This is a genomic window from Mesorhizobium sp. M0830 (genome assembly GCF_040319965.1).
In the GTDB taxonomy this organism is placed as follows: Bacteria; Pseudomonadota; Alphaproteobacteria; order Rhizobiales; family Rhizobiaceae; genus Mesorhizobium.
Genome location: NZ_JAMYOR010000004.1, coordinates 126,568 through 152,556 on the forward strand (window position 1 = coordinate 126,568; position 25,989 = coordinate 152,556).

Annotated in this window: 23 protein-coding genes and 1 pseudogene; 4 read left to right on the plus strand and 20 right to left on the minus strand. The window is 62.9% G+C overall.

Features of this window, described 5'->3' with window-relative positions:
* Window positions 1-44: 44 nt before the first annotated feature.
* The 9 genes and pseudogenes from NKI20_RS04445 to NKI20_RS04485 form a co-directional block, all read right to left on the minus strand.
* Window positions 45-404, minus strand: a complete 360-nt coding sequence (locus NKI20_RS04445; protein ID WP_352828637.1) for a nitrile hydratase accessory protein — start codon at window positions 402-404, stop codon at window positions 45-47.
* A complete protein-coding gene (nthB, locus tag NKI20_RS04450) occupies window positions 391-1,050 on the minus strand; it encodes a nitrile hydratase subunit beta (RefSeq protein ID WP_023757096.1) in 660 nt (219 codons plus the stop codon). The genes NKI20_RS04445 and nthB overlap by 14 nt, the downstream gene beginning before the upstream one ends.
* Window positions 1,047-1,652 carry a nitrile hydratase subunit alpha gene (nthA, locus tag NKI20_RS04455; protein WP_352828640.1) on the minus strand — a complete coding sequence of 202 codons (606 nt, stop codon included), beginning with the start codon at window positions 1,650-1,652 and terminating at the stop codon, window positions 1,047-1,049. Before nthA ends, nthB begins: the two co-directional genes overlap by 4 nt.
* A gap of 80 nt (window positions 1,653-1,732) precedes the next feature.
* Window positions 1,733-4,894 carry an efflux RND transporter permease subunit gene (locus tag NKI20_RS04460; protein WP_352828643.1) on the minus strand — a complete coding sequence of 1,054 codons (3,162 nt, stop codon included), beginning with the start codon at window positions 4,892-4,894 and terminating at the stop codon, window positions 1,733-1,735.
* Entirely contained in the window at window positions 4,891-6,165 is a 1,275-nt protein-coding gene (locus tag NKI20_RS04465; protein WP_352828646.1) for an efflux RND transporter periplasmic adaptor subunit, read from the minus strand. Before NKI20_RS04465 ends, NKI20_RS04460 begins: the two co-directional genes overlap by 4 nt.
* Window positions 6,166-6,403: 238 nt before the next feature.
* Window positions 6,404-6,995 (minus strand): annotated as a pseudogene (locus NKI20_RS04470) (LysE family translocator).
* A 112-nt stretch (window positions 6,996-7,107) separates the two neighbouring features.
* Window positions 7,108-7,680: an acetolactate synthase small subunit gene (ilvN, locus tag NKI20_RS04475; RefSeq protein ID WP_023757090.1), complete on the minus strand. Its 573-nt coding sequence runs from the start codon at window positions 7,678-7,680 to the stop codon at window positions 7,108-7,110.
* Window positions 7,681-7,765: 85 nt separating this feature from the next.
* Window positions 7,766-9,547 (minus strand): acetolactate synthase 3 large subunit, encoded by a 1,782-nt coding sequence (locus NKI20_RS04480; protein WP_352828648.1) that lies wholly within the window; start codon window positions 9,545-9,547, stop codon window positions 7,766-7,768.
* Window positions 9,548-9,803: 256 nt separating this feature from the next.
* Window positions 9,804-11,021, minus strand: a complete 1,218-nt coding sequence (locus NKI20_RS04485) for a DUF6600 domain-containing protein (protein WP_352828650.1) — start codon at window positions 11,019-11,021, stop codon at window positions 9,804-9,806.
* 361 nt (window positions 11,022-11,382) lie between these two features.
* Between NKI20_RS04485 and NKI20_RS04490 the strand changes: the two genes are divergently transcribed.
* Window positions 11,383-13,185, plus strand: coding sequence for an NAD(P)-binding domain-containing protein (locus tag NKI20_RS04490; RefSeq protein WP_352828652.1), 1,803 nt, complete (start codon window positions 11,383-11,385; stop codon window positions 13,183-13,185).
* Between the two features lie 74 nt (window positions 13,186-13,259).
* Here the strand turns inward: NKI20_RS04490 and NKI20_RS04495 are convergent, their stop codons facing one another.
* Genes NKI20_RS04495 through NKI20_RS04505 form a run of 3 tightly spaced genes read right to left on the minus strand, consistent with a single transcriptional unit; the run spans window position 13,260 to window position 14,708 of the window.
* Window positions 13,260-13,787 carry a GNAT family N-acetyltransferase gene (locus tag NKI20_RS04495; RefSeq protein WP_352828655.1) on the minus strand — a complete coding sequence of 176 codons (528 nt, stop codon included), beginning with the start codon at window positions 13,785-13,787 and terminating at the stop codon, window positions 13,260-13,262.
* A gap of 44 nt (window positions 13,788-13,831) precedes the next feature.
* Window positions 13,832-14,140 carry a hypothetical protein gene (locus NKI20_RS04500; RefSeq protein WP_352603006.1) on the minus strand — a complete coding sequence of 103 codons (309 nt, stop codon included), beginning with the start codon at window positions 14,138-14,140 and terminating at the stop codon, window positions 13,832-13,834.
* 4 nt (window positions 14,141-14,144) lie between these two features.
* A complete protein-coding gene (locus NKI20_RS04505) occupies window positions 14,145-14,708 on the minus strand; it encodes a helix-turn-helix domain-containing protein (protein WP_352828658.1) in 564 nt (187 codons plus the stop codon).
* A 155-nt stretch (window positions 14,709-14,863) separates the two neighbouring features.
* On the opposite strand from NKI20_RS04505, the gene NKI20_RS04510 reads away from it, so the two are divergent.
* On the plus strand, window positions 14,864-16,696 hold the full coding sequence (locus tag NKI20_RS04510; protein WP_352828661.1) for an ATP-binding protein: 1,833 nt from the start codon (window positions 14,864-14,866) through the stop codon (window positions 16,694-16,696).
* A gap of 224 nt (window positions 16,697-16,920) precedes the next feature.
* Here NKI20_RS04510 and NKI20_RS04515 read toward each other — a convergent pair whose 3' ends face one another.
* Window positions 16,921-17,712, minus strand: coding sequence for a GGDEF domain-containing protein (locus NKI20_RS04515; RefSeq protein WP_023757082.1), 792 nt, complete (start codon window positions 17,710-17,712; stop codon window positions 16,921-16,923).
* Between the two features lie 130 nt (window positions 17,713-17,842).
* A complete protein-coding gene (miaA, locus tag NKI20_RS04520; RefSeq protein WP_352828664.1) occupies window positions 17,843-18,787 on the minus strand; it encodes a tRNA (adenosine(37)-N6)-dimethylallyltransferase MiaA in 945 nt (314 codons plus the stop codon).
* Here miaA and serB point away from each other — a divergent pair.
* Both serB and NKI20_RS04530 read left to right on the plus strand, forming a co-directional pair.
* Complete coding sequence (serB, locus tag NKI20_RS04525; RefSeq protein WP_352828667.1) at window positions 18,777-19,664, plus strand: phosphoserine phosphatase SerB; 888 nt, start codon at window positions 18,777-18,779, stop codon at window positions 19,662-19,664. The genes miaA and serB overlap by 11 nt on opposite strands.
* Complete coding sequence (locus NKI20_RS04530) at window positions 19,661-20,236, plus strand: GNAT family N-acetyltransferase (RefSeq protein WP_352828670.1); 576 nt, start codon at window positions 19,661-19,663, stop codon at window positions 20,234-20,236. The genes serB and NKI20_RS04530 overlap by 4 nt, the downstream gene beginning before the upstream one ends.
* A gap of 46 nt (window positions 20,237-20,282) precedes the next feature.
* Here NKI20_RS04530 and NKI20_RS04535 read toward each other — a convergent pair whose 3' ends face one another.
* The 6 genes from NKI20_RS04535 to NKI20_RS04560 form a co-directional block, all read right to left on the minus strand.
* The gene (locus NKI20_RS04535) at window positions 20,283-21,800 is read right to left on the minus strand and encodes a DegQ family serine endoprotease (protein WP_023757079.1); all 1,518 of its coding nucleotides are present in this window, start codon (window positions 21,798-21,800) and stop codon (window positions 20,283-20,285) included.
* Between the two features lie 190 nt (window positions 21,801-21,990).
* Complete coding sequence (locus NKI20_RS04540) at window positions 21,991-22,179, minus strand: DUF2065 domain-containing protein (RefSeq protein WP_023757078.1); 189 nt, start codon at window positions 22,177-22,179, stop codon at window positions 21,991-21,993.
* A 6-nt stretch (window positions 22,180-22,185) separates the two neighbouring features.
* Window positions 22,186-23,154: a protease modulator HflC gene (hflC, locus tag NKI20_RS04545; RefSeq protein WP_352828779.1), complete on the minus strand. Its 969-nt coding sequence runs from the start codon at window positions 23,152-23,154 to the stop codon at window positions 22,186-22,188.
* A complete protein-coding gene (gene hflK, locus NKI20_RS04550; RefSeq protein WP_352727665.1) occupies window positions 23,154-24,275 on the minus strand; it encodes an FtsH protease activity modulator HflK in 1,122 nt (373 codons plus the stop codon). The genes hflC and hflK overlap by 1 nt, the downstream gene beginning before the upstream one ends.
* Before the next feature lie 167 nt (window positions 24,276-24,442).
* Window positions 24,443-24,961: a dihydrofolate reductase gene (locus tag NKI20_RS04555; protein ID WP_352603020.1), complete on the minus strand. Its 519-nt coding sequence runs from the start codon at window positions 24,959-24,961 to the stop codon at window positions 24,443-24,445.
* Entirely contained in the window at window positions 24,961-25,977 is a 1,017-nt protein-coding gene (locus NKI20_RS04560; protein WP_352603022.1) for a DUF4424 domain-containing protein, read from the minus strand. The genes NKI20_RS04555 and NKI20_RS04560 overlap by 1 nt, the downstream gene beginning before the upstream one ends.
* Window positions 25,978-25,989: the final 12 nt, after the last annotated feature.

Below are 25,989 nucleotides of genomic sequence, written 5' to 3' on the forward strand. Positions count from 1 at the left end.
CCTTGGGACGGGTTGCCGACCTATCGGGTCGGGCCGCCACGACCCTATCGGGCCGGGCCGGGATCGTTCTCAAGCAGGATCGGCTTGCCGTGCGGGGTGGCATGCGCGGCGCGTTCCCAGGCCTCGGCCATCGCGTCTACATCCGCCTTGGCGGCCAGCCCCTTGGACGCAAGCAAGCCCTCCAGCGCTGCCAGCCAATGTTCGTAATAGTCATGGCCGTCAGCCGCGGCACCTGGGTCCTTAACTTGCGCCGACAGCGCCTGCGCCCATTCGCTCCACGAAAACACACCCTTGTCGTGCAGCGCCACCGTCATGGCGAAGGCTTCGGCCTGCCATGGCTCGGCAAACACCGGGGCATCGATCCCCGGTGGCAGATCTGCGACGACGCCGTCACGCCGGCTCAAGATAGCTCTCCCAGGCGTCGATCGACACGCTCAGTGTCGGGTCGGCCCCCTCGCCCCAAATCTCCAACCCGTCGAAAACCACGGTGTAGACCCATTGCGGGTTTTCGCCGTGCCCATGCGCGTTGCTGTCGGGAAACACAAACCCGCCGCGCACCGCCTCGATCGTTCCATGCTTGCCGCGTGCGTAGCGCGGCAGCCGCGTGTGGCCGGTCGGGTTGAAGTTCTTGGTCCGCACGGCATCGCCGGCCTTGAACCGCGCCGCTTGCGCCACCGGCCGGTCGCAAGGACCGCCCTTGGCCAGCACTGCGGGCACGTTTTCCGCCTTCAGCACTCTTTTTGGTGTTGCCGCCGGATCGACCGCCCGGCCCTCGGCCAGGTCGCGCTCGCTGACGAAGCCATGGCGCTTGAGCAGGATCTCCAGCGCCTTGATCCAGATCTCGTAGTAGCTGGAGGCATAATAGTCGGCCGGATGCAGCGATTCCCGTGCATGCCGGCTCTCGTCGATATTCCACGCGCCCATGGCGCCGGCAGTCAGCGTCACGCCGAGCGCCCGCCTTTCCCAGGCGGCATGAAAATACGGCTCGTCCTTTTCGGGCGCGACCGGGCCGAACCCCATCTGTCCGCCGAGATCCTGCGGCCCGTTCATGCCGGCTGTCTCGCCAGGCCGGTGCCGATCATCGCGTCGCGGCTCACCAGGTCCGCCAGCTGTTCCTCGCTCCAGCCGTCGGTGCCCGCAGGCCGCATCGGCACGACGAGATAGCGCAGCTCCGCGGTCGAATCCCAGACGCGGATCTTCTTGGCCGTCGGCACCGTCAGCCCGAATTCCTCCAGCACCCCGCGCGGATCGATGACGGCGCGCGACCGATAGGGCGGCGCCTTGTACCAGACCGGCGGCAGGCCGAGCACCGACCACGGATAGCAGGAGCACAGCGTGCAGACGACGAGGTTATGCGTCTCCTCGGTGTTGAAGACAGCCTGCATATGTTCGCCCTGACGGCCGGCATAACCGAGCGATCCGATCGCCGCCGTCGCATCGCGTTTCAGCCAGTCGGCAAAGTCCGCGTCGGCCCAGGCCCTGGCCACTACCCTGGCGCCGTTGCGCGGCCCGATTTTTGTTTCATAGGTGTCGACGATGACGTCGATCGCCGCCGGATCGACCAGCCCCTTTTGAGTGAGGATGGTTTCCAGCGCGCGCACGCGGGCGGCAAACGGATCGAGTTCGTTGTCGTGGTCATGGTCGTGGGACATGGCGACAAATTGCGTTTCCCGTGATGCCACCGCAAGCGCAACGCCTTGGGCCAGCGGCACATGGCGCTGGCCCTGCTACATCATTCGGCGGCCGCCCGCTGCGGTTCGGGCAGCATTTCCTGCTTGGCATCGAGTGGCGAGGGCTGGTCGACGTCTTCGACCGCGCTCCGATCGCCCTTGCGCTTCGACCAAAGCCCGACCAGCCAGCCCGAGAAATTCTCCATGTAGACATAGATCACCGGGGTCACGAACAGGGTCAGCGCCTGCGAGGCGAGCAAACCACCGACAACGGCAACGCCTAGCGGCTGGCGCAACTCGGCGCTGGCGCCGGTGCCCAGCGCGATCGGGAAGGTTCCCATCAGTGCCGCCAGCGTCGTCATCATGATCGGCCTGAACCGCATCAGGCAGGCCTTGTGGATGGATTCCTTCGCGGACATGCCATCACGTCGGAGCTCGAGCGCGACGTCGACCATCATGATGCCGTTCTTCTTGACGATGCCGATCAGCATCAGGATGCCGATCACCGCGATGACAGACAGATCCATGCCGGCGAAGCGCAAGGCAACGACGGCACCCAGCACAGCCGACGGCAGGCCGGTGAGAATCGTGAGCGGGTGGATGAAGCTCTCGTACAGGATGCCGAGCACGATATAGATGGTCAGGATCGCGCCGCCGACCAGAAGACCCTGGTTGGCTAGTGAGTCCTGGAAGGTCTTGGCCGTGCCGGCAAACGTGGTCGAGACCGCCGTCGGCATGCCGATCTGCTCTTTGAGCGCGTCGATGCGCGCTACGCTGTCACCCAGCGCCACGCCCTGCGGCAGGTTATAGGAGATGGTCACCGCCGGAAGCTGGCCGAGCTGGTTGACGGTCAGGGCGCCTGCCGTGCGATCGACCCGGGCGAAGGCACCAAGCGGAACCAGACTGCCGCTCGCCGTCCTCATCTGGATGGCGAGCATCCGCTCCGGCGACCATTCGATCTTGGGATCGAGCTCTGTGACGACTTCGTAGCTGTCGGCCGAACCGAAGATCGTTGAAATCTGGTCGGTGCCGAAGCCGCCATAGAGGGCGGAGCGCAGCGTGGCGGTATCGATGCCGAGCTGCGCGGCCTTATCGCGGTCCACCACCAGCGTCGCCTGCAGTGCATTGTTCTGCAGGTCGCTGGTGACATCGGTGAAGTTCGTATGGTCGGCCGCCATCGCGTCATTCAGTTTCTGCGCCCAGGTGTCGGTCAGCCCGGTATCGAGCCCTTGAACCACGAGCTGGTAGGCGCTGGCCGACGACCGTGCGCCCAGCCTCAGGTTCTGCACCGGTTGCATGTAGGCCTCGATACCCGCCACGCCGGCCAGTTGCTTGCGCAGATCCGAAAGCACCTTGTCGATATCGGGACGCTGGTCCTTGCCCTTGAGCTGGACGAAGAGTTGCCCCTGGTTGAGCGCATTGTTGCCGCTCCCCGCCGACCACGCCACATGGTCGACATAGGGCGAATGCGAGAAGACGCTGGCGACCTGCCCTTGCAGCTTGGACATGGCGTCGAACGAGATGTCCTGGCGCGCGATGGTGGTCACCGATATCTGGCCGATATCCTCTTGCGGGAAGAAGCCCTTCGGCGAGGCCTCGATCAGCCACACCGAGGCTGCCGCGGTTCCCATGAAGACGAGGAACACCAGGAAGGTGTGCCTCAGGCAGAAACTCAAGATCCGGTCGTAGCCGCGTGTAACGAGGTCCCGTTTATGGCCAGGGCCATGCCTGTCGCGGTCCGCCTTGCTGACCGACAACAGGCGCGAGCACAGCATCGGCGTCAGCGTCAGCGATACGAACATCGACGCCAGTATGGCGACCGTCACCACGACGGCGAACTCGTTGAAGATGCGGCCGATAACGCCGCCCATCAGCAGCACCGGGATGAACACGGCCACCAGCGAGATCGAGATCGAGATGATGGTGAAGCCGATTTCGCGCGCGCCCTTCAGCGACGCATCGAAGGCCGACAATCCATCCTCCTCCATGTGGCGGAAGATGTTTTCCAGCATCACGATAGCGTCGTCGACGACAAGGCCGACCGCCAGCGTCAGGCCCATCAGCGATATGTTGTCGATGGAAAAGCCGAACAGGAACATCGCGCCAAGCGTGGCAATCAGCGAAATCGGCACCGCCACGGCCGGGATGATGGTTGCCGTCACCCGGCGCAGGAACACGAAGATCACCATCACCACCAGCGCTATGGTCAACAGCAGCGTGAACTGCACGTCGTCGACGGCCTGGCGGATCGAGGTCGAGCGATCGTTGAGCAGCTTGATCGAGGCAGCGCCCGGCATCTGGTCCTGGAAGGACGGCAGCATCGCCTTGACCTTGTCGACGACGTCGACCGTATTGGCGTCGGGCTGGCGCTGCACCGCCATGATGATCGCGCGGGTGCCATCGTACCAACTTGCGGTCGTGGTCGTCTGCACCGAATCGACGACGCGGGTCACCTCGCCCAGCCGCACCGGGTGACCGTTTTTGGTGGCGATGATGATGTTGGAGAAACCGGCCGCGTCATTGAGCTGCGTGTTGGCGGTGATCGTGAGCTGCTGCTTGTCGTTCTGGAGCACGCCGAGCGGCGTGTTGCTGTTGGCGGACGCGATCGCCGCCTGCAGCTGATCGATCGAGATGCCGCGCGCGGCAAGCGCGGTCGGGTCGATCTGGATGCGCACGGCGTATTTCTGCTGGCCGAAGATCGAAACTTGAGCCACCCCGTCGATGGTCGACAGCGACGGCGAGATGACGTTTTCCGCGAAAGCATCGAGATCGGTCAGTGGAACCGTGTCGCTGACCAGCGACATCAAAAGAATGGGCGCGTCGGCCGGATTGACTTTGCGATAGCTCGGCGGCGACGTCATCTGCGGCGGCAGGGATCTTTGCGTGCGCGCGATCGCCGCCTGCACGTCAGCGGCGGCGGCGTCGATGTCCCGGTTAAGCACGAACTGGATGGCGATCGAGGTCGAGCCAAGCGAGTTGCTGGTCGAGATCGAATCGATGCCGGCTATGGTGGCGAACTGCTTGATCAGGGGCGTCGCCACCGATGTGGCCATGGTTTCCGGAGAGGCGCCGGGCAGCGAAGCCGAGACGTTGACCACCGGGAATTCGGCACTCGGAAGTGCTGCCACCGGCAGGAATTTGTAAGCGAACAGACCGCCCAGCACGAGGGCGAACGACATCAGAAGGGTGGCGACAGGCCGGCGTATGCAAAATTCGGAGATCATCGGGCTGCCTCGCCGGCCTTGGCCGCCTCGGCCACCTTGGGCGCGGCAGCACCCGCCGCAGCGTTGCCCTCATGCACAGCGGCGCCGTCCTTCAGCTTTGTCTGGCCTTCGGTGACAACTTTCTCACCGCTTTTCAGCCCTTGGCTGATGGCGCTGTTCTCGCCCTCGGTCAGCGCCACCTGCACCGGGCGCATTTCGACGGTGTTGTCGGGCTTGACGACATAGACGAACGGCCCCTTCTGGCTAGGCTGGACCGCTACCGTGGGAACGGAGGTCATCCGCGGCATGATGCCGGCGTCGAGCACGACATTCACATACTGCCCCGGCCATAGCGAAAGATCGGCATTCGGAATGCTTGCCCGTGTGGCGATCGTGCCCGACGCGGTGTCGACGCTTGAATCAACGAAATCGAGCGTGCCCTTGCCGATCGGCGTCGGGTCGCCGTCCTTGGTCAGCGTCACTGCCCCTTGCTGCGGATTTGCGAGTGCCTTGTGCAGCAGCGCCAGGTTGCTCTCAGGAAGATTGAAGTTGACCTGCAGCGGGTCCATCTGGGTGATGGTCACCAGCGGAGTGGCCGTGCTGCTGTTGCCATTGCTGGTGGTGACGAGGTCGCCGACGGTGACGTTGACCGCACCCAGCCTGCCGGCAATCGGCGCCGTGATCGTGGCAAAGCCAAGCTGGACGTTGTCGGCGTCGATCGTCGCCTTGTCGGCATCGACAGTCGCCGCGGCAGCCTTCGCCGCAGCGACTGCCTGGTCATAGGTCTGCTGCGTGCCGGCCTGCTTGGCGACCAGATCCTTGGCGCGCTGGAGATCCGACTGGGAGCTGGCGAGCATCGCCTGGTCCTTGGCGAGCGCCGCCTGATCCTTGGCCAGTTGCGCCTTCAGCGCCCGGTCATCGAGCGAAAACAGAACGTCGCCAACCCTGACCATCTGCCCGTCCCTGACGTCGATCGAGACGATCTGGCTGGATACCCGCGCATTGATGCTGACGACCGCCGGAGAGGAGACGAAACCGATCGCATAGCGCCGGATCGGGAAATCGGCGGTGGAGGCGACGGCCGAGAGGATCGAGGCCGAGCGGGCGCCACTGCCGCCACCTGCCGACTTGTCCCCCGCCGTCGGCTTGTCGGTTGCCGGTTTGTCCGCCGCCGCGACCTGCTTTGCGCCGGTAAGTTGCTGAACTCTGCTCAGCGTGTCCGGAGACAGATAGAGCCAGGCCGCGCCGACACAGGCGACCGCAAGCAATGAAAGAATGACTTTTCCACGCATCGACAAAAGGCCCTCTCTGTCCGACACGCCATAGCCAGGTGGTCGTATTCTAGCGCAACTCACGGCTCATTGCCGCGATTTCGCCGAATAGATAGGTCACGCCTTTGTCGGAAAAGGGCCAAAACACGGCATTACGAAGATTTAATGTGCACTGCACAATGGATGTGCAACACGGCTTGGCTCTCAATCCGAGAGTCCGGATCCCGTTTCGTAACGATCAGATGGTGCGCCCCACGACCTATCCAAGCATCGGCCAAAGCGTCGCCGCCAAGAGCACGCCCATGGAGATGTTGAACCATTTCAACCGCACCGGATCCGACAGGAAACCGCGCAGCGCGGTGCCGAACCCCGCCCACACGGAGACGCTTGGCAGATTGACGACGGTGAAGGCCACGGCGATCAACCGACAGGAATGGACGCTCAGGATTGGCGTAGACGGCCATGGCGGTGATCGCCATCACCCATGCCTTGGGATTGACCCACTGGAACGCCGCCGCATCGACGAAGCGCATCGGCCGCGCCTTCACCTCGCCCTTGCCGTTGAGCGAGCGCGACATGGCGATCTTCCAGGCGAGATAGAGCAGATAGACACCGCCGGCGATCTTCAATCCGGTGTGCAACGCCGGGAAAGCCGTAAGCACCGCACCCAGGCCAAGACCCACGGCGACCAGCAGCACCAGAAAACCGATGCTGATGCCCAGCATGTGTGGAACCGATCTGACGAGGCCGAAATTCACTCCCGATGCCAGAAGCATGAGGTTGTTCGGCCCCGGCGTGATCGAGGTTACGAAAGCGTAGACAAGCAGGGCAAGGAATGCGTCAAGCGACATGATATCCTCCCAGATATGTCAGCATTATTGTCGCTTCGTGAGGGCAGCGCAAAGGCCAGCGGCCGGCTCCTGGTCGAACCAGGCCCCCGCCGAAACTGTCGATGCGGCGGGCTTACATCGCCTGTGGGCCGCGGTTCAACGCCGCCACGCCGGTGCGGCAGATTTCGACCAGGCCGAGCGGCTTCATGATGGCGATGAACTGGTCGATTTTGGAGCCCTTGCCGGTGATCTCGAAGATGAAATGCTCGGTGTTGGCGTCGATGACGCTGGCGCGGAACGCGTCGGCCAGCCGCAGTGCCTCGACGCGGGCCTCGCCGGTGCCGGCCACCTTGACCAGCGCCAGTTCGCGCTCCAGCGGCCGCTCCTGGCCGGATTCGTGCGAACGCACGGTTAGATCGACGACGCGGTGCACCGGCACGATGCGCTCCAGCTGATGCTTGATCTGCTCCAGCACATGCGGCGTGCCGCGCGTCACGATGGTGATGCGCGACAAGTGCTTCTCATGTTCGGTCTCGGAGACGGTCAGGCTCTCGATGTTGTAGCCGCGCCCTGAAAACAGGCCGATGACCCGGGCAAGCACGCCCGGCTCGTTGTCGACCAGCACGGAGAGCGTGTGGTTTTCCGGCTTTTCGGTTTCCTTGGCGATGAAATAAGCGGAACCGGTCGGCTGTAGCTGTGCGTTCATGACATGAATCTCGATTTCAAGCTCTTGGATCTAATTCTCTGTTTGCGCACGGCTTCTAGCGACAGCCCTGCCCCGGTTCTGCTGGCTACACCAGTTCCCTGCCCCTGGCGTCGATGGCGTTGGCCACCGCCTCGTCGGTCGCCTCGTCGGGCAGCAGCATCTCGTTGTGCGCCTTGCCCGAGGGGATCATCGGGAAGCAGTTGGCGAGCGTCGCCACGCGGCAATCGAACAGCACCGGCTTCCTGACCGAGATCATCTCCTTGATCGCATCGTCCAACTCACCCGGCCTCTCGCAACGGATGCCGTGACCGCCATAGGCCTCCGCCAGCTTGACGAAGTCCGGCATTGCCTCGGTATAGGAATGGGACAGGCGATTGCCGTGCAGCAGCTGCTGCCACTGCCGCACCATGCCCATATACTGGTTGTTCAAGATGAAGATCTTGATCGGCGCGTCGTGCTGCACGGCGGCGCTCATCTCCTGCATCGTCATCTGCACCGAGGCATCGCCGGCGATGTCGATGACCAACGCGTCGGGATGCGCGATCTGCACGCCGAGTGCCGCCGGCAGGCCGTAACCCATAGTGCCCAGCCCGCCTGACGTCATCCAGCGGTTCGGCTTCTCGAAATGATAGTGCTGCGCCGCCCACATCTGGTGCTGGCCGACCTCGGTGGTGATGTAGGTGTCCATGCCCTTGGTCAGTTCGTAGAGCCGCTCGATGGCGTATTGCGGCATGATCACGTCGTTGTTCATCTTGTAGGCGAGCGAGTCGCGCGCACGCCATTTGGCGATCTGCTCCCACCAGGGATAGAGCGCCTTCTTGTCGGCCTTGGCGCTCGCCCGCCACAGCCGCACCATGTCCTCCAGCACCCGGCCGACGTCGCCGATGATCGGCACCTCGGTGTGGACATTCTTGTTGATCGACGACGGATCGATGTCGATGTGGATCTTCTTCGAGTTCGGCGAAAACGCGGTCAGCCGCCCGGTGATACGGTCGTCGAACCGAGCGCCGATGCAGATCATCACGTCGCAATCATGCATGGCCATGTTGGCTTCATAGGTGCCGTGCATGCCCAGCATGCCCATCCAGTTCTTGCCCGATGCCGGATAGGCGCCGAGGCCCATCAGCGTCGAGGTGATCGGAAAACCGGTGAGATCGACCAGCTCGCGCAGCAGATGGCTTGCTTCCGGGCCGGAGTTGATGACGCCGCCGCCGCTATAGATGATCGGCTTCTTGGCGCCGGCCATCAGCTCGACCGCCGCCTTGATCTTGTCCAGGTCGCCCTGGACCTTCGGCTGGTAGCTGGTGCGCGGCGCGATCTGCGGCGGGACGTAGAATCCCTTGGCGAACTGCACATCCTTCGGGATGTCGACGACGACCGGACCGGGGCGGCCGGTGGTCGCGACATGGAAAGCCTCGTGGATGGTCGCGGCGAGTTCGTTGACGTCCTTCACCAGCCAGTTGTGCTTGGTGCAGGGGCGCGTGATGCCGACCGTATCGCATTCCTGAAAAGCGTCGGAGCCGATCAGCGAGGTCGGCACCTGCCCGGTCAGGCAGACCAGCGGGATCGAATCCATCAAGGCGTCCTGCAGCGGCGTCACCGCATTGGTGGCGCCGGGGCCGGAGGTCACCAGCATCACGCCGGCCTTGCCGGTCGAACGCGCATAGCCTTCAGCCGCATGGCCGGCACCTTGCTCGTGGCGCACCAGGATGTGCTCGACCTCGTCCTGTTGAAAGATCTCATCATAGATCGGAAGGACAGCGCCACCCGGATAGCCGAAGACGTGCTTGACGCCATTGTCCTTCAGCGCCTGCACCACCATTTCGGCGCCTGTCATCTCGCGCCGCTCGTTCTTTCCGTTGCTCATCGGTCTTGTCCCGTACTGTCCGCCGTCAGGCGATTGCTGGTCGTTTAGTCGTGTTTCAGGCAATAAAAAAGGCTCCCGAGGGAGCCTGTGTCTGCGCATGGGGGGTTTCGCCCGGCGGTTACACCGCCTTGCCCATGCGCTTTCCTACGAGAATGAGTGCCGTTTTCATGGTGGCGGACACTAAGGGCGGGAAAGGCAGCCTGTCAACGGGAAAAATCGCGCCGGGACGTGCAGTGTGCCGGCGCGATTGCGGTGATCAGCCCGGCGCCTTGCAGCGGGAAACGCGCGGATCGCATTTGGACACCTTCCTGGCCTGCATCTTTGCCGGTGGACGGTGAGGCGCCGCCTTGGCCGGACCATGGTGCTGGGACATGCGCATGGCCAGTGCCTGCTGGTGCGGCCTTTGCGGCCCGGCCCCGCGTGTCAGGCGCTGGCTAGAAACCGACTTGGACGAAGCCGGGTTGGGCGGCGATTTTACAACGATGCGCCCATTGCCGGAGGTTTTGTCGGCATGGGCCTTGAGCGCATCGGCCTTCGCACCGTTGCCGGCGACCATGCGCTTGCGCACGGTGGCGCCCGGATTGCCCGCTGCCAGCGCGGCCGGAGAAAGGGCCTTGTCGCCGATCGACGTCTTGGAGCCATGGCCCACCACAGTTTGCCCGTTTCCATTGGGTGCCGTGGTGACGGGCGTTCCATTGCCTGCCAGCCTCTTGATCTCCGCGCCCTTGGAAGCATCGAGCCTTGCACTGGCAAACACCCCTTTGCGGGGCGGAACCACTTTTGCCGCCCTGATCGATTCGATGACGGGCTTCGGCAATTGCTGCAGCCTGGGCCCGGCATTGATCGCAACGACCTGATTGCCGAGCCGCACACGCGGCGCGTTGTTGACCACGACAGTCTGATTGATGATCGTCGTGTTGCGTACGATGACGACGTTTTCCTGAACCGGCCGCACCACCCTGACCAGATCGACCGCGCCGATCGCCGCCACCGGCACGAAACACCACCAGGCATCGTCGAAGGCGACGTCGACATCGGGCGGCGCCGGCGCCCAGCCGACATCGTTGCCGCCCTGGCGCCAGACCACCCAGGCTGGTGCCCATTGATCGCCGGCTATCCACACCCAGCCGAAATCTGGATCATAGGCCCAACGGCCGTAGTGATAGACGACATCGCCAAACGGCTCGGTGGATTGCCAGTACCAGCCGTCGTCGGTCCAGACCCAGTGACCTTCGGTGTAGGGCCGCCATTCGGTACGGACTGTCGGAACCCAGACATCGCCGAAGCGCGCGGAGGTTCGCCATCCGCCATAGTTTGAAAGCCTTTCGCGGATGGTAACGGAAATTTCCGCCGCGTGAGCCTGAGTTCCGGGCAGTACCAGCGGGCTGGTCAAGGTCGCGCTCATGGCCATGACCAGAGCCATGGCAGCGGCGCGTCCGCGCCGGCCGATAGAATGAACTGAAAATGCTTGCATAACGGGCTCCAGAGTTCCGCATCCAGAAAATCCCCGGGAACCGCCCTGTTGCCCGCCACCGCTTCCCGGCTTCTCACCGATCGGTTGTCGTCAGCCCCGGTGACCGCATTGCGGCATATGACCATCAATTTTGCGCGACCGGCGTGGCATTGTCCCCGACGTTCGGAATCGGAGCGTCCGTTCCCAACAGCTGGGTGTTCCAAAACCGCTTGGTGATCTCAATTTCCGGGTAAGCCATTGAAACCGCTGAAAACTATGGTGGGGCGTGACGAGGGCCACTATCTTTGCCGATACTTGATTGTTCGGCCGGCACGTCGGGCTGAGCCATCATGACGATCTGGATTTCACGGGAGGAACCCTGATGCTCGATAAGGCCTCAAACAAGAAACTGTCCGACCTGCTCGATCAATTCGGCGCCGCCCTGGCCGCCAATGACATCGAGAAAGCGATCGATTGCTTTCAGGAGGATTGCTATTGGCGCGACCTCGTCACCTTCACCTGGAACATCAAGACCATGGAAGGCCGCGACCAGGTCCGCGACATGCTGAAAAGCCAGCTGTCGAAAACCAAGCCGTCACACTTTGCCATCGCCAACGGCGAGGATGCGACCGAGAGCGGCGGGCTGATCGAGGGCTGGATCAGCTTCGAGACGGAAGTTGCACGCGGTTTCGGTCATGTCAGGCTGAAGAACGGCAAGATCTGGACGCTGCTGACCACGATGGTCGAGCTGAAGGGCCACGAGGAGCCGGCGGGCTTCGCGCGGCCGATGGGCGCCAAACATGGCTCGGGCAAGAACCGTCCGACATGGAAGGAAGAGCGCGAAAAGGAGGCCGCCGAACTCGGCTTCAAGACGCAGCCCTATACGGTCATCATCGGCGGCGGCCAGGGCGGCATCGCGCTCGGCGCGCGGCTGCGGCAACTGGGCGTGCCGACGATCATCATCGAGAAGAACGAGCGCGCCGGCGACAGCTGGCGCAAGCGCTACAAGTCGCTCTGCCTGCATGACCCGGTCTGGTACGACCATCTGCCCTATATCGATTTCCCGAAGAACTGGCCGGTCTTCTCGCCCAAGGACAAGATCGGCGACTGGCTGGAAATGTACACCAAGGTGATGGAGCTGAATTACTGGTCCTCGACCGAGGCCAAAAGCGCTTCCTATGATGACAAGAAGAAGGAATGGACCGTCGTCGTCCACCGCGACGGCAAGGACATCACGCTGAGGCCGAAGCAACTGGTGCTGGCGACCGGACAGTCCGGCAAGGCCAATCTGCCGAAATTCAAGGGCATGGAGACCTTCAAGGGGGATCAGCATCACTCCTCGAAGCATCCCGGGCCCGACGCCTATGTCGGCAAAAAGGCGGTTGTCATCGGATCCAACAATTCCGCCCATGACATCGCCGCGGCACTTTGGGAAGCCGGCGCCGACGTCACCATGGTGCAGCGCTCGACCACCCACATCTCCAGGTCCGACACGTTGATGGAAATCGGGCTGGGTTCGCTCTATTCGGAGCAGGCGGTCCAGAACGGCATCACCACGGCCAAGGCCGACCTGATCTTTGCTTCGCTGCCCTACAAGATTCTGCACGAGTTCCAGATCCCGGCCTATGCCGAGATGAAGAAACGCGACGCGGCGTTCTACGAGGGACTGAAAAACGCCGGTTTCATGCTTGACTGGGGCGACGACGAATCCGGCCTGTTCATGAAGTACCTGAGGCGCGGCTCTGGCTACTATATCGATGTCGGCGCCTCACAACTGATCATCGATGGTTCGATCAAGCTGAAGAGCGGCGTCGATGTTGAAGAGATCAAGCAGCATTCGGTTCTGCTCAGCGACGGGTCGGAACTGCCCGCGGACCTCATCGTCTATGCCACCGGCTACGGCTCGATGAACGGCTGGGCCGCCGATCTGATCTCCAGGGACGTCGCCGACAAGGTTGGTAAATGCTGGGGCCTCGGCTCGAACACCACCAAGGATCCCGGCCCGTGGGAAGGCGAGTTGCGTAACATGTGGAAGCCGACGCAACAGGAAGCGCTATGGTTCCATGGCGGCAATTTGCACCAGTCACGCCACTATTCGCAGTTCCTGTCGCTGCAGTTGAAGGCGCGGCACGAAGGCATCGCGACGCCGGTCTACGGCCTGCAGCAGGTCCACCACAAGGGCTAATCGACCGCCATTCCAGTTGAGCATCATGAAGGGGGCACGGCTTGCACCCTGCCTCCTTCCTCGATTGGATGACCTTACGAGATTTGCCCGATACGCTTCCAGTAGATGAGCGTGCCCGTCAGCCCGCCATGTGGCTTCAGGGCATAGTCCGGTATCTCGCCGGTCAGCGTGAAGCCGAGCTTTTCGTAGAGCCCTGAAGCGCCCTCGTCAGCGGCCGTATCGAGAACCAGCAGCGTCCGCCCCTTCTCGACGGCAAGGCTCTCGGCCGCCCGCATCAGGCGCGTTCCCACACCCCTGCCCCGGTAGTCGACGCGTGTCATCAGCTTGGCGATCTCGGCCCGGTGCGGCTGGTTGGGCGGGCAGTCGAGCAGCAGGGTTACTGTGCCGACCAGGACCCCGCCGTCCCAGGCGCCAAGCACGGCTCTTTCCCCTCTTTCCGCCGCGGCTAGCGATTTCTCCCAGAATGCCCTGGCTGCCTGCGGCGCCAGCGGATGCATGAAGCTTACCGATCCGCCGGCCGCCACCGTCGCGACCAGCAATTCGGCCAGCTTGTCTTGCGTCTCGGCAGTCGGGGTCAGGGTTCCGATCTCGATGGAGTTCATGCTTATGAGGTCCTGTGGTTTGCGATAGGCGTGGCACATTGCCGTCAGTCCAGGTGGCGCACGCGGCGTCGCTTTCGCGCCGCCTTGATGGCGCTGATGCGTTCGGCGTCTTCGTGCCCGAGATGCCGCCCACGCTCGAGAATTTCGAGCGTGTACTCCTCATAGGTCAGGCCCAGCCGCTCGGCCTTGTCCATGCGCAGCAGCATGACCTCGCGGCTCGGCGCCTTCCATGCCTTGGCATGGGCGGCCTGCCAGGCAAGGAAGATATAGGGGTCGCCCTTGCCCCATGGCGGGCCCTTGTACTCATCAAGAGGCGGCCCCCCATTGTGGGAGCGCTTTGGTCTCGTGGCCATGATTTCAGGCCCTGACCAACGCGACGAGATAGTCGGCACCGCGTTCCAGGGCATGGAAGGTGCAGTCAGACGGCGGCCCGAGCGCCAGGCAATCGCCTGGCTCAAGCCGGTGCACCGTCTCACCTTCGACGAATTCGAGCCGCCCGGAAATCAGCCATATCTGCTGCTTGATGAAGGCGTAGGAAGCGGCCGGAAAGCTGACTTTGGCGCCCGCCGGCAGCTGCACCCTGATGAGTTCGAACGGCATGTCGCCAGCCGGCGACAGGTGCCGTCTGACATAGCCGGTATCAGGGTCGCGCCACACCGGTTGGTCGGCCTCGCGCAGCAGCCCGCCGCCTTGCAATTCCGCGCGCGCGATCAAGGTCGACAGCGTCAGGCCGAAGGCCGCCGCGATACGCACGAGAAGGGCCGCCGTCGGACTGGTCTTGCCGCGCTCGATCGTGCTCAGCATCGCCTTCGAGACGCCGGAACGCTCCGCAAGCTCGGCCAGGGACCAGTCCCGCATGACCCTTTCGGCGTGTATCCTTCGGCCGATCGTCGAGGAAATGTCGTTCGCTATATCATCCATACGTCTACTATAGCGAAATATTGGCGTCGCAAAAGAGGTGCCTCGCGACAATTTTCATGCGGCCATTAAGCCTCTCTACACCATCCGACCTCATCGGGCCTTAACCCCATTCCTGTAGGCTCGATGCTCCAGGGGAAATGGGGATTGGCCTGTCCATGTATGTCGAACGCGCAGCTTCTGTTGGAGAACCGACATCGCAGGAGCGCCGCGACGCCGAGCAGAACGACAGGCGCATCCTGGGCAATGTCGTGCAGTGCGACGGCGCACGCGCGACCATCAGCGCCTATGCGGACGATGTCGACGGCGCGGTGACCGGCCTGTGGACGGTCGGCAAGATGATTTCCATCAATCTCGGGCCCACGCGAACCGTCGGCCTGGTCTACGGGATCGGCAAGTCGGATCGCGCCTGGAGCAATGAGGGCCAGAACGCCATCGAGGTCAGCATCGAGCTGATCGGCGAAGTACGTGATGCAGCAGAGCCCGGCGGCGAGCCGGTCTTCGACCGTGGCATTACCACCTACCCACATATCGGCGCCGTCGCGCACCGCATCCGCACCCGTGACCTGCAGGCTGTCTATGACCTCGCCGGGCGTCATTCGATCACCATCGGTACGCTCGCACAGGACGAAGCTATTGCCGCCCACATCGCCATCGACGATACGCTGGCGCGTCACTTCGCCATTGTCGGCACCACCGGTGTCGGCAAGTCCACCGCCGTCTCGCTGCTGCTGCGCAAATCGATCGCGGCGCGACCCGATCTGCGCATCCTGATCCTCGACCCGCACAATGAGTTCGCGGCGTCGCTGCCCGAATATTGTGTCAGGGTCGATTCCAAAACCTTGGATCTTCCGTTCTGGATGTTCACGCTGGAAGAATTCGCCGAGGTGCTGTTCCGTGGCCGCGAGACGGAGCCGGAAGAAATCGATGCGTTGCGCGACCTCATCCCGACCGCCAAGAACCTTTACCGCAATCCGAATTCCGGCGCCTATCTGCGGCGCGGCAACGATGCGCTGACCGCCGATACGCCGGTGCCTTACCGGATCGCCGACCTCCTCAAGCAGATCGACGAGCGCATGGGCATGCTCGAAAGCAAGGCCGATCGCCCGACGCTCAAATCGCTGAAGACGCGTATCGAATCGGCGGCGGCCGACCCGCGCTACCGCTTCATGTTCAACTCGCGCCTGATCGAGGACACCATCCACGAAACGATCGGCAACATCTTCCGCGTGCCGCATCATGGCCGCCCGGTGACCTGCTTCGAGATGGCCGGCATGCCGTCCGAAGTGGTCAATTCCGTCTGCTCGGTTCTGGCGCGCCTGGCCTTCGATCTCGCTTTGTGGAGCGAAGGCAAGCTGCAGCTTCTGTTTTTGTGCGAAGAAGCGCACCGCTACATGCCGGCCGATCCGCGCCTCGGCTTCGCGCCGACCAGGCACGCGCTGTCGCGCATCGCCAAGGAAGGCCGCAAATATGGCTGCTATCTTGGCGTCGTCACCCAGCGCCCGGGCGAGCTCGACCCGACCATCCTGTCGCAATGCTCGACCTTCTTCGCCATGCGGCTTGCCAATGAGCAGGACCAGGCGATCATCCGTTCGGCGATTGCCGACTCTTCCGCCTCGACGCTTGCCTTCTTGTCCTCCATGGGCCAGCGCGAAGCCATCGCCTTCGGCGAAGGCGTGGCGTCGACCATGCGGCTGAAGTTCGAAAAACTGCCGAGCGAATTGCTCCCGGGCACGGCCAAGCGCGAACAGGCCGCCTCTGCGAAGTCAGGCGACGATGTCGATCTGGTGGCAATCGTCGAACGACTGCGCAACGTGCCGAAACCAACGCAGCAGGCGATGGCCTTCGCGGAAGTCGTCGATTCAGGCCGCCAGGCTGGCGATCCCGACTACCGCAAGCCACCCACCACTCGCGCGTCATCGGACGACGATTTCGACATGCGCTACGGTCTCAAGCCCGCGACCTTCGGCCTGCGCCCGCAAAACGACTGAGCCTGCGGGCTCTGCTGTTCTGCCGGTTGAGTGAGAACGGCGCCAAGGTTCCAGGGCTCAGCTTCGTTGGCATGCCTGGGTAAATCCCGAAAGAGAATTCATCAGGCCGAGTTGCATGATGTGGCTTTTGAGAAGCCGGAGCGGAACGGACATTTAGTCCGTGAGCACCGGAAGTCGAGAAAGCCGCGTCAGGCGACCGGCCTCATGAATTCTTCTTCGGGATTCTAGGCGCAGACGCGGTTGCGGCCTTGCCTCTTCGCCTCATAGAGCTGGCGGTCTGCGCGGCGATAGAACTCCTCCGCCGTTTCGTTGCGGTCCCAGACGGCAAGCCCGACGCTGGTGGTGATCTTGAGGCGGACATTGCCCGACAGCACCGACATGTTGGCGATCGCCTTGCGGATCCGCTCGGCAAACTTGCCCAGAAGGTCGGCATCCATGTTGGGCGTGACCACGGCGAACTCCTCGCCACCCAAACGCGCCACCACGTCGTGGTAGCGTGTCATATCCTTGAGACAGTTCGCGACGGCCTTGAGCACCTCGTCGCCGACATCATGGCCGTGAGTATCGTTGACCTGCTTGAAATGATCGAGATCCAGGATCATCAGCCCGACTGGTTTTTCGATGCGCCGGAACTCCTCGAGATACTCCTTCAGCGCGTCATCGAAATAGCGCCGGTTCTGCATGCCGGTCAGGCCGTCGGTCAGCGCCGCATGCTCGAAAGTTTCCGAGCGCGCGCTGAGCGAGACCGTCATGGCACGTAGCTTGCCTTCTTCTGTCGCCTGTTTTCGGATCAGCGGGTAGATGAAGAAAATGCCGAAGAACAGCGCGGTGGCCAAAAGCACACCGGTCGCGAACAAAAGCTTGTTGAGATAAATGACCTTGTTCAGACCCGAAGCCGTATGCAACTCGGTGGCGAAGGATTGCAGAAGGCCATAGGCATGCAGCGTCACCAGGCCGGCGGCCAGGATCACGAAGATAAAGACGAAAAATGCTGATTCCGCCTTGTGGAAACGCATCTGCTCCCCGCTGGAAAAGTACCCCACTGACCTTATGGCATGGGAGGGCTTACGGAGGGTTAATTGGGACAACCGCAACGAGAACCTATCCTTGCAGATAAACTTTTTAGGTTGCAATTGAAACAGCCAATCAGATCGTGGTTTCCAGATCATCACCGGGGCGCAATCTCAGCCATTCCGGCCCCAGTTGATGCCTGAACCAGGTCGTTTGCCGCTTGGAATATTGCCTGGTGGCAATCTTGGCGCGTTCGATCGCCTCGGGAAAGCCAATCTCTCCGGCCATCGCGGCCAGCAGTTCACGAACGCCAATCGCCTTCATTGCCGGCAACTGGGGATCGAGGCCAAGCGCCGATAGCCGTTTGACCTCGTCCAGCGCGCCCTTGTCCAACATCTGGTCGAAGCGTTTTTCGATGCGGTCGACCAGCGCCGCCCGGTCCGGCTCGATCACGAAGAAATGCGCGGTCTCCCTGTCTATGAGTGGAAGGCCGCGTTCTGCCTGCCATTCCCGGATCGAACGGCCCGATGCGTCGAGCACCTCCAATGCCCGCACGATGCGCTGGCTATCGGTTGGCTTGAGCATCATGGCGGCCGCCGAATCCTCGCGCAGCAGCAGGCTGTGCAGCTTGACGGCGCCCTGCTCCTTACGTTCGTAGCGCCAGCGGTCCCGAATCCGCTGCGGAATATCGGGCATTTCCGAAATGCCCTCGGCCAACGCGCGGAAGTAGAGCCCGGTACCGCCGACAAAAATTGCGGGCCGTTCGGAAAGCGCACCGTCGTCGATCAGCTTCATCACGTCGCGCAGCCATGCGCCGGTGGAATAGGCTGTGGCCGGGTGGACATGGCCGTAGAGAAAATGCGGCGCGCGGGCGAGGTCGGCCGCCTCCGGCCGGGCGGTCAGCACATCGAGCACCGAATAGCCCTGCATGGAATCGGCATTGACGATCACGCCGTCCTTGCGCTCGGCCAGATCGAGCGCCAGCGCCGACTTGCCGCTGGCGGTCGGCCCGGCTATCAGGATCGCGTTCTTCACGCGGCCCTCGTCCGCATGTTCGCCGGAATGTTCCATGCCGCTCATCGCCACGCTTGTTTCCCATCCCGCTGACCGCGCCTTGTCGCTGTCGCTTGCGAATATGGCGTCACGGTCAGTCGGCGCAAGCGCTGTTGTCTGGCTTGCCGAAGGAATTGCCTGCGATCTTGTGCTGCCTGAGATTGCTGACGCCGCCGACACGACTGCCGCATTGCGCACGGCACTCGCCACCGAGGCGGTCGACGTGATCGTCCAGCAGGCCGAGACCCGCCGCAAAAAGATCCTCATGGCCGACATGGACTCAACCATGATCGACCAGGAATGCATCGACGAGCTGGCCGACGAGATCGGCGTCAAGGACCGTGTCGCCACCATCACCGCGCGATCGATGAACGGCGAGATCGCTTTCGAACCGGCTCTGCGCGAGCGAGTGGCACTGCTGAAAGCCCTCGACGCCGCCGTGGTCGACCGCATCGTCGCCAATCGTCTGACGCTGGCCTCGGGCGGCCGCGCGCTGGTTCAGACCATGCGCGCCAACGGCGCCTGGACGGCACTCGTGTCCGGCGGCTTCGAGGTCTTCACGACGCGAATCGCGGCCATGCTTGGCTTCCACGAGAATCGCGCCAATCGCCTGCTCGAACAGGATGGCCACTTCACCGGGCTGGTCGGCGAGCCAATCCTCGGCCGCGCCGCCAAGGCCGAGGCGCTGCTCGAAATTTCAGCGCGCCTCGGCCTGACGCCTGCCGACGCCATCGCCGTAGGCGACGGCGCCAACGATCTCGACATGATCCGCCTGGCCGGCACTGGTGTCGCGCTGCATGCCAAGCCAATAGTGGCGGCACAGGCAAAGGTTCGCATCGACCATGGCGACCTGACCGCATTGCTCTATTTGCAAGGCTACAGGCAGGAAGAGTTTGTGCAATGAAACCAATGCGTACCGAGCGCCTGATCCTGCGCAACTGGGAGGATCGCGACCGTGAACTGTTCCACCGGATCAACTCCGACGAACAGGTGATGGAATTCTTTCCGTTCCGCCACGACCGCGCCGCCACGGATGCCAAGATGGACGAGTTGCGAGGCGTGATCGACCGCGACGGCTATGGCTTTGCCGCCGCCGAGATCATCACCACCGGTGAGTGCATCGGCTTTGTCGGCATCACCGGAACCGACCATATGCCGTTCCTGCCGGCGGGTACCATCGAGATCGGCTGGCGGCTGGCGCCCGAATACTGGGGCAAGGGCTATGTCACCGAGGCCTCGGAAGCCTGGCTGGACTACGGCTTCGAAACGCTCGGCCTTGGCGAGATCGTCTCCTTTGCCGTCGGGAACAACCGCCGCTCCACGGCCGTCATGGAGCGCCTCGGCATGACCGCCGACCCGTCCGCCGACTTCGACCACCCCGGCATTCCCGCAAGCCAGCCCGCGCTCAAGCGACATGTGTTCTACCGGCTCTCCCGCGCCGCTTGGGAGCAAAGAAGAAAAAGGGCGGCCCGCTAGCCGCCCTTCCATTCTAGATGAGAATTCTGCCGGATCCTTCCGGACTTCAGTCCATCCGGATCGTGACGAACCTGAGCTCGCCGGTCTTCGACGCCAGCATCAAGAGCGCATTCTTGCGTCCCTGTTCCTTCAAGGCGCCGATCCGGTCCATAACATCCTTGGGCGTAGCGACCGATTCCTGTGCGATCTCGGTAATCACTTCGCCCGGCTGGATACCGCGTTCGGCGGCAGCAGAGTCCTTGGTGACGTCGGTGATGACGACGCCGGAAACATCGCCCGCAATGCTGAACTTCTTGCGCGTCTCGTCGTTCAGTTCGCCGACCGTCATCCCGAGCACCGAGGCCGTGGAAACGGCCGGGGCCTTTTCACTCTTGTCCTGATCGGTGTTGCCACCCTGTTCGCCGCTGGCGAGCTTTTCGCCGTCCTCGAGCCGCCCGAGCGTCACTTTCACGGTCTGCTCGACGCCCTTGCGCACAATCAGCACGTCGACCGCCTTGCCGACCGGGCTTTCGGCGACGACGCGCGGCAGATCGCGCATTTCATGAATGTCCTTGCCGTCGAATTTCAGGATGACGTCGCCGGCCTGAACTGTGCCATTGTCGACCGGACCACCCTTGATGACGCCGGCAACCAGCGCGCCCTTGGCAGTCACCATGCCGAGGCTCTCGGCGATGTCGTCGGTCACCGGCTGGATACGCACGCCGAGCCAACCGCGCCGCGTCTCGCCGAACTGGCGCAACTGGTCGACCACGCCCGAGGCGAGCTGCGAGGGAATGGAGAAGCCGATGCCGATCGAGCCGCCGGACGGCGAAATGATGGCGGTGTTGATGCCTATGACCTCGCCGGCGCTGTTGAACAGCGGGCCGCCGGAATTGCCGCGATTGATCGCGGCATCGGTCTGGATGAAGTCGTCATAGGGGCCGGAATTGATATCGCGGTTGCGGGCCGAGACGATACCGACCGTCACAGTGCCGCCGAGGCCGAACGGATTGCCGATCGCCATCACCCAGTCGCCGACACGCATCTTGGTGGAATCGCCAAACTTCACCGCCGTCAGCTTGTGTCCTTTCGGATCGACCTTCAGCACCGCGACATCTGTCTTGGTGTCGGTGCCGACCAGCGTTGCCTTCAAGGTAATGCCGTCGGAGAAATTGACTTCGATGTCGTCGGCGTCGGCGATCACGTGGTTGTTGGTGACGACGATGCCTTGCTCGGCATCGACGACGAACCCGGAGCCCAGCGACTGCACTTTCTGCCCGCTATTGTCCTTGTCGCCGCCGCGGTTCTTGAAGAAATCGTCGAAGAAGTCCTGGAAGGGCGAACCCTCTGGCAGCTGCGGCATCGGCACGGCACCCGGACCTTCGGTACCCTTCACCGTCTGCGAGGTCGAGATGTTGACCACCGCGCCGAGCAGGCCTTGCGCCAGATCGGCGACCGAAGCAGGTCCGTCAGCGGCAAATGTCGGTGTCACGAAGGACGGGACAGCGACGGCGCTGACAAGAAGTGCCGCAGCGCCCGCGATGAACGTCCGCCGTGCCGCGCGCAAAATTATGTTGGATGTCATCGAGAAGCCTCCCGGTATTCCTGAAAAGAAAAGCGCTTCGACGAAAACGCCGCGTCGCGCCATGTTGGCAAAAAATACGGCACGTTTGCGGCTATGACTATCGGCAGAGGATAAATCATCCGTTATCCCCGGGATCGAGGCTCGTATCGCGGATCGAAACCAGTATCCCGAAAATCGAAGCTCACCGGCCTCATATACCTCGCACCAGCCAGACGATCCCGACGCCGATGGCGATCGCAGCCAGCCCGGCAATCCGCAACGCATTCTCGGGCAGCGACAGCACTTCGGTTGCAAGCCTCCTGGCAAGGCCGGGAAAGCCGCCATAGACCAGACCCTCTATGACAAGGACGAGGCCGATGGCGGCGAGAAAATCCTGCACCGGCCGCTACTGGCCGGTGCTGGGCTGTACCGCCGGTGCGGCAGGTACCGTCGCCGGCGGGGTTGGCGCAGCCGACCCCGGCTTCGCCGGCGCCTCCTTGCCGTCTGGATCGCGGAAGAAGCGGAAGAACTCCGAACTCGGCGACAGCACCATCGTCGTCCCGGTGTTGTCCAGCGCCGTTCCATATGCGTTCATCGACCGGTAGAAGTCGAAGAACGCCGGATCGCGCTGATACGCTCCCGCGAAGGTGGCACTGCGCTGGGCTTCGCCCTCGCCGCGCAGGATCTCCGACTCTTTCTGAGCTTCGGCAACGATCTCGACCACTTCGCGATCGGCGCGGGCCGTGATGCGTTGTGCCGCTTCATTGCCCCGCGCCCTCAGCCGCGCAGCCTCAGCCAGACGTTCCGCCTTCATGCGGTCGTAGGTTTGTTGCGAAACCTCGGCGGTGAGATCGGTGCGACGAATGCGGACATCTTCTATCTGCAGGCCGAGCGACGTGGCGTCTGGCCTAAGCTGATCGCGGACTTCGCGCATCATCACGGCACGCTGTTCGGAGAGCGCGGCCTCGAAATCGCGCAGACCGTAGACGCGGCGCAAGGCAGCGTCGAGACGCGTCCTCAGTCGAGCTTCGGCCAGTTCGATCTGACCGGACACAGCGGAGCGGAAGACGCGCGGATCCGAGATGCGGTAGGCGATGAAGGCGTCGACCTCATAGAACTTGCCGCCCGACACCTGGACACGGATGTTATCGAGATCAAAGCGCAGCACCCGGTTTTCGATCAGTTGCACCGTATCGGCGTCGAAGAACGAGAACGGCGCCTTGAAGTAGATGCCCGGCTCGCTTTTGACGTCGACGATCTCGCCGAACCTGAGCACAAGCGCCTGCTGGCGCGCATTGACCACGAAGACCGACGAATAGAGCAGGAACAGGATGACGGCCGCTGCGACGACGATGACGGGAAGACGGTTGGCCATCATTGGTTACCTCCCGTAACGCCACCAGGCGCGGCCGGTGCCTGCGCCTTCGGCTGCAATGCCGGCAGCGGCAGATAGGGAACGACACCTTGGCCGTTGCCCTGCTCGACGATCACCTTGCTAGAATCCTTCAGAACCCTCTCCATGGTTTCCAGGTAGAGGCGCTTGCGCGTCACGTCGGGCGCCTTGGCATATTCGTCATAGACCGAGATGAAGCGCTGTGCCTCACCTTCAGCCTCTTGCACGACCCGGTTCTTGTAGGCGGCCGCGTCTTCGCGGACCTGTGCGGCTTCGCCGCGCGCCTGGCCGAGCTTCTGGTTGGAGTATTGGTTGGCCTGCTCGACAAACTTGTCTTCGTCCTGTTCGGCGCGCTGCACCTCGTCGAACGCATCGGCGACTTCGCGTGGCGGTGCCGCATCCTCGATCGAGACGGCGTTGACGTTGAGACCGGCCTTGTAGCCGTCCAGCGTCGTCTGGATGATTTCACGCACCGAGGCGGCGATGCCCTGGCGGTCGTCGCGGAAGATGTCCTGCGCCGGCCGGCGGCCGACGGCTTCGCGCATGGCGCTTTCGGCGACCTGCCGCAGCATTCCGTCGGGGTCGGACACGTCGAACAGATACGACCTCGGGTCGGAGACCTGATAGGCCACCGAGAACTGCACGTTGACGATGTTCTGGTCGCCGGTGAGCATCAGCCCGGAGGTGTTGCCACTCGTCGCGCCGCCGCCGCCGATATCGACAAGTTGCTCGGAAATCTTGGCCGTTTCGACCGTTTCGAGCGGCCACCAATGGAAATGAAGGCCCGGCTGCGACAGCTCGGCCTTCGGCTTACCGAAGCGCAGTTCGACCGCGACCTCGTCGGGCTGCACGGTGTAAACCGCTTTGAAGGCCCACAGCACCACGAGTGCCGCCGCGATCAGTGCGAAGATAGCCGGGCTTGCGCCGCCGCCACCCGGCAGGGCGCGCCGCAGCCGGTCCTGGCCGCGGCGGATGATGTCTTCAAGATCGGGAGGCGAGCCCTGCGGGCCGCTCGGTCCCTTTGGTCCCTGCCCCCAGGGTCCTTGATTGCCGCCGCCGCCCCATGGGCCGCCGCCACCGCCACTTTTATCGTTCCAGGGCATAAATGTCCTTTCGCTTGGAATTCCCTCAAGCGCCGGCATTTCGGCGCAAAATCCAGTATGTTCTTCTATAGGGACGCCGCGAGGCGCTTTCAACGCGATGCGCTGTCAGTTCGTCCGATTTGGTCCGGTCGCGACCCTTTGTCTTCCTTCGATGCCCTTTTTGCCATTCAATGTCTCGCGCGCCGGCGCTCGTAAACCGAATAGCGCGTCGCGTGACTGTCCTTTTCCCCGGCTGGAACGTCCTGGGAGCTGACGACGCGCCAGGAATCCGGATCGATCGGCGGGAAATGCGCATCGCCGTCGACCGTTGCCAGTATATGGGTGACATGCAGCCGGTCGGCCAGCAGCAGCGCCTGGCTATAGATTTCGCCGCCGCCGATTACACAGACCTCGTCCACCCCGGCCATGCAGCGGCCGCGTACCGTTGCCAGCTGAATCGCGGCTTCGAGCGAGTGCGCGACCTCGACGCCGTCGGCGCGCCAGGCCTTGTCGCGGGTGACCACGATGTTCAGCCTGCCGGGCAGCGGCCGGCCGATGCCTTCATAGGTCTTGCGGCCCATGATGATGGGTTTGCCCATCGTATCGGCCTTGAAACGCTTGAGATCGGTGGAAAGACGCCAGGGCAACCCGCCGTCTCGCCCGATCACACCGTTCTCGGCAATGGCAACGTATATTGCGACATGCATCAGTTGGCGTTCCCATCATTGCGATCCGACGGTTCGAGCAGAAGGATGTCGATGTCGTGCTCTGGATCGAAATCATCCGCCGTCATCTCGAATGTCGTCGGCCCGACCTTTTTGACATTGTCGCCGCAGAACGAGACCAGGGCCCTCGGATTGCCCTTGTCAACCGTCAGTTTGAACTTGCCGATCGAGCCCGCTGCCCAGTTGCCGCCTGTGGTCAGGATATAGGCGATCCGATTTTCATAATACTTTGAATAGCCGTCGGCGTCGTCCTTGGCCGCCTTGCGCACCGCGTTCTCGAACGTGTCGTCCATGCAGTAGCGCGTCTTGTAGGTCGCGTACTGCCCCTGGAACTTGCCGTCGTAGAAAAAGCTGACCGAAGAGGTGCCGCCGACGCTCGGCTTGTAACGGTGGGAAACGTGGACGTCCTTGTTGGCCGGAAAGGTTGAGCGCCACCAATAGGTCGAACGCAATTGCCAGAATGGCGTGTAGACCTTCTTCGCCTCCGCACCGTCGCCGCCGGTGTCCTCGATGATGATGCCGCGGTTGACCCAGTCATCGGTAACCGCTTGAGGCAGCTTGGCCAGCGCCGCCTTCGCCGCGTCGCCGAAAGGATAAAACGGCACGTTCTGCGCCTTCAGATCGGCGCTGATGTCGATGCCGAGCGCGAACACCTTCTGCTCGAGCTGCGGCTTTGCCGGCGCGCCATCGATCGTCACCTCAAAGCCGAGGAAATTGTCGCTCTGATCGTTGGGCAGTGCCGGCCTCTCTTCGGGGTCGCCTTCGATGTCGGGCATCGGGAAGGCAACGATGGCGTCGACATCCCGATCGGTGTTGTTGTGGAAGACGTAGTCGACCGTCACCTTTTCCGGCGAGATAAAAAGATCCTCGCTTTGCATCGCCACGGCATCGCTGCGCGACAGGATCAGGCCGCCAGTGCCAAGTTCGGCAACTGAATCATTGGCGAATGCGGGCGCAGCCAGCAGGGCCAGCGCGGCGGTCAGAACATATCGCAACATGAAAGCCTCCTC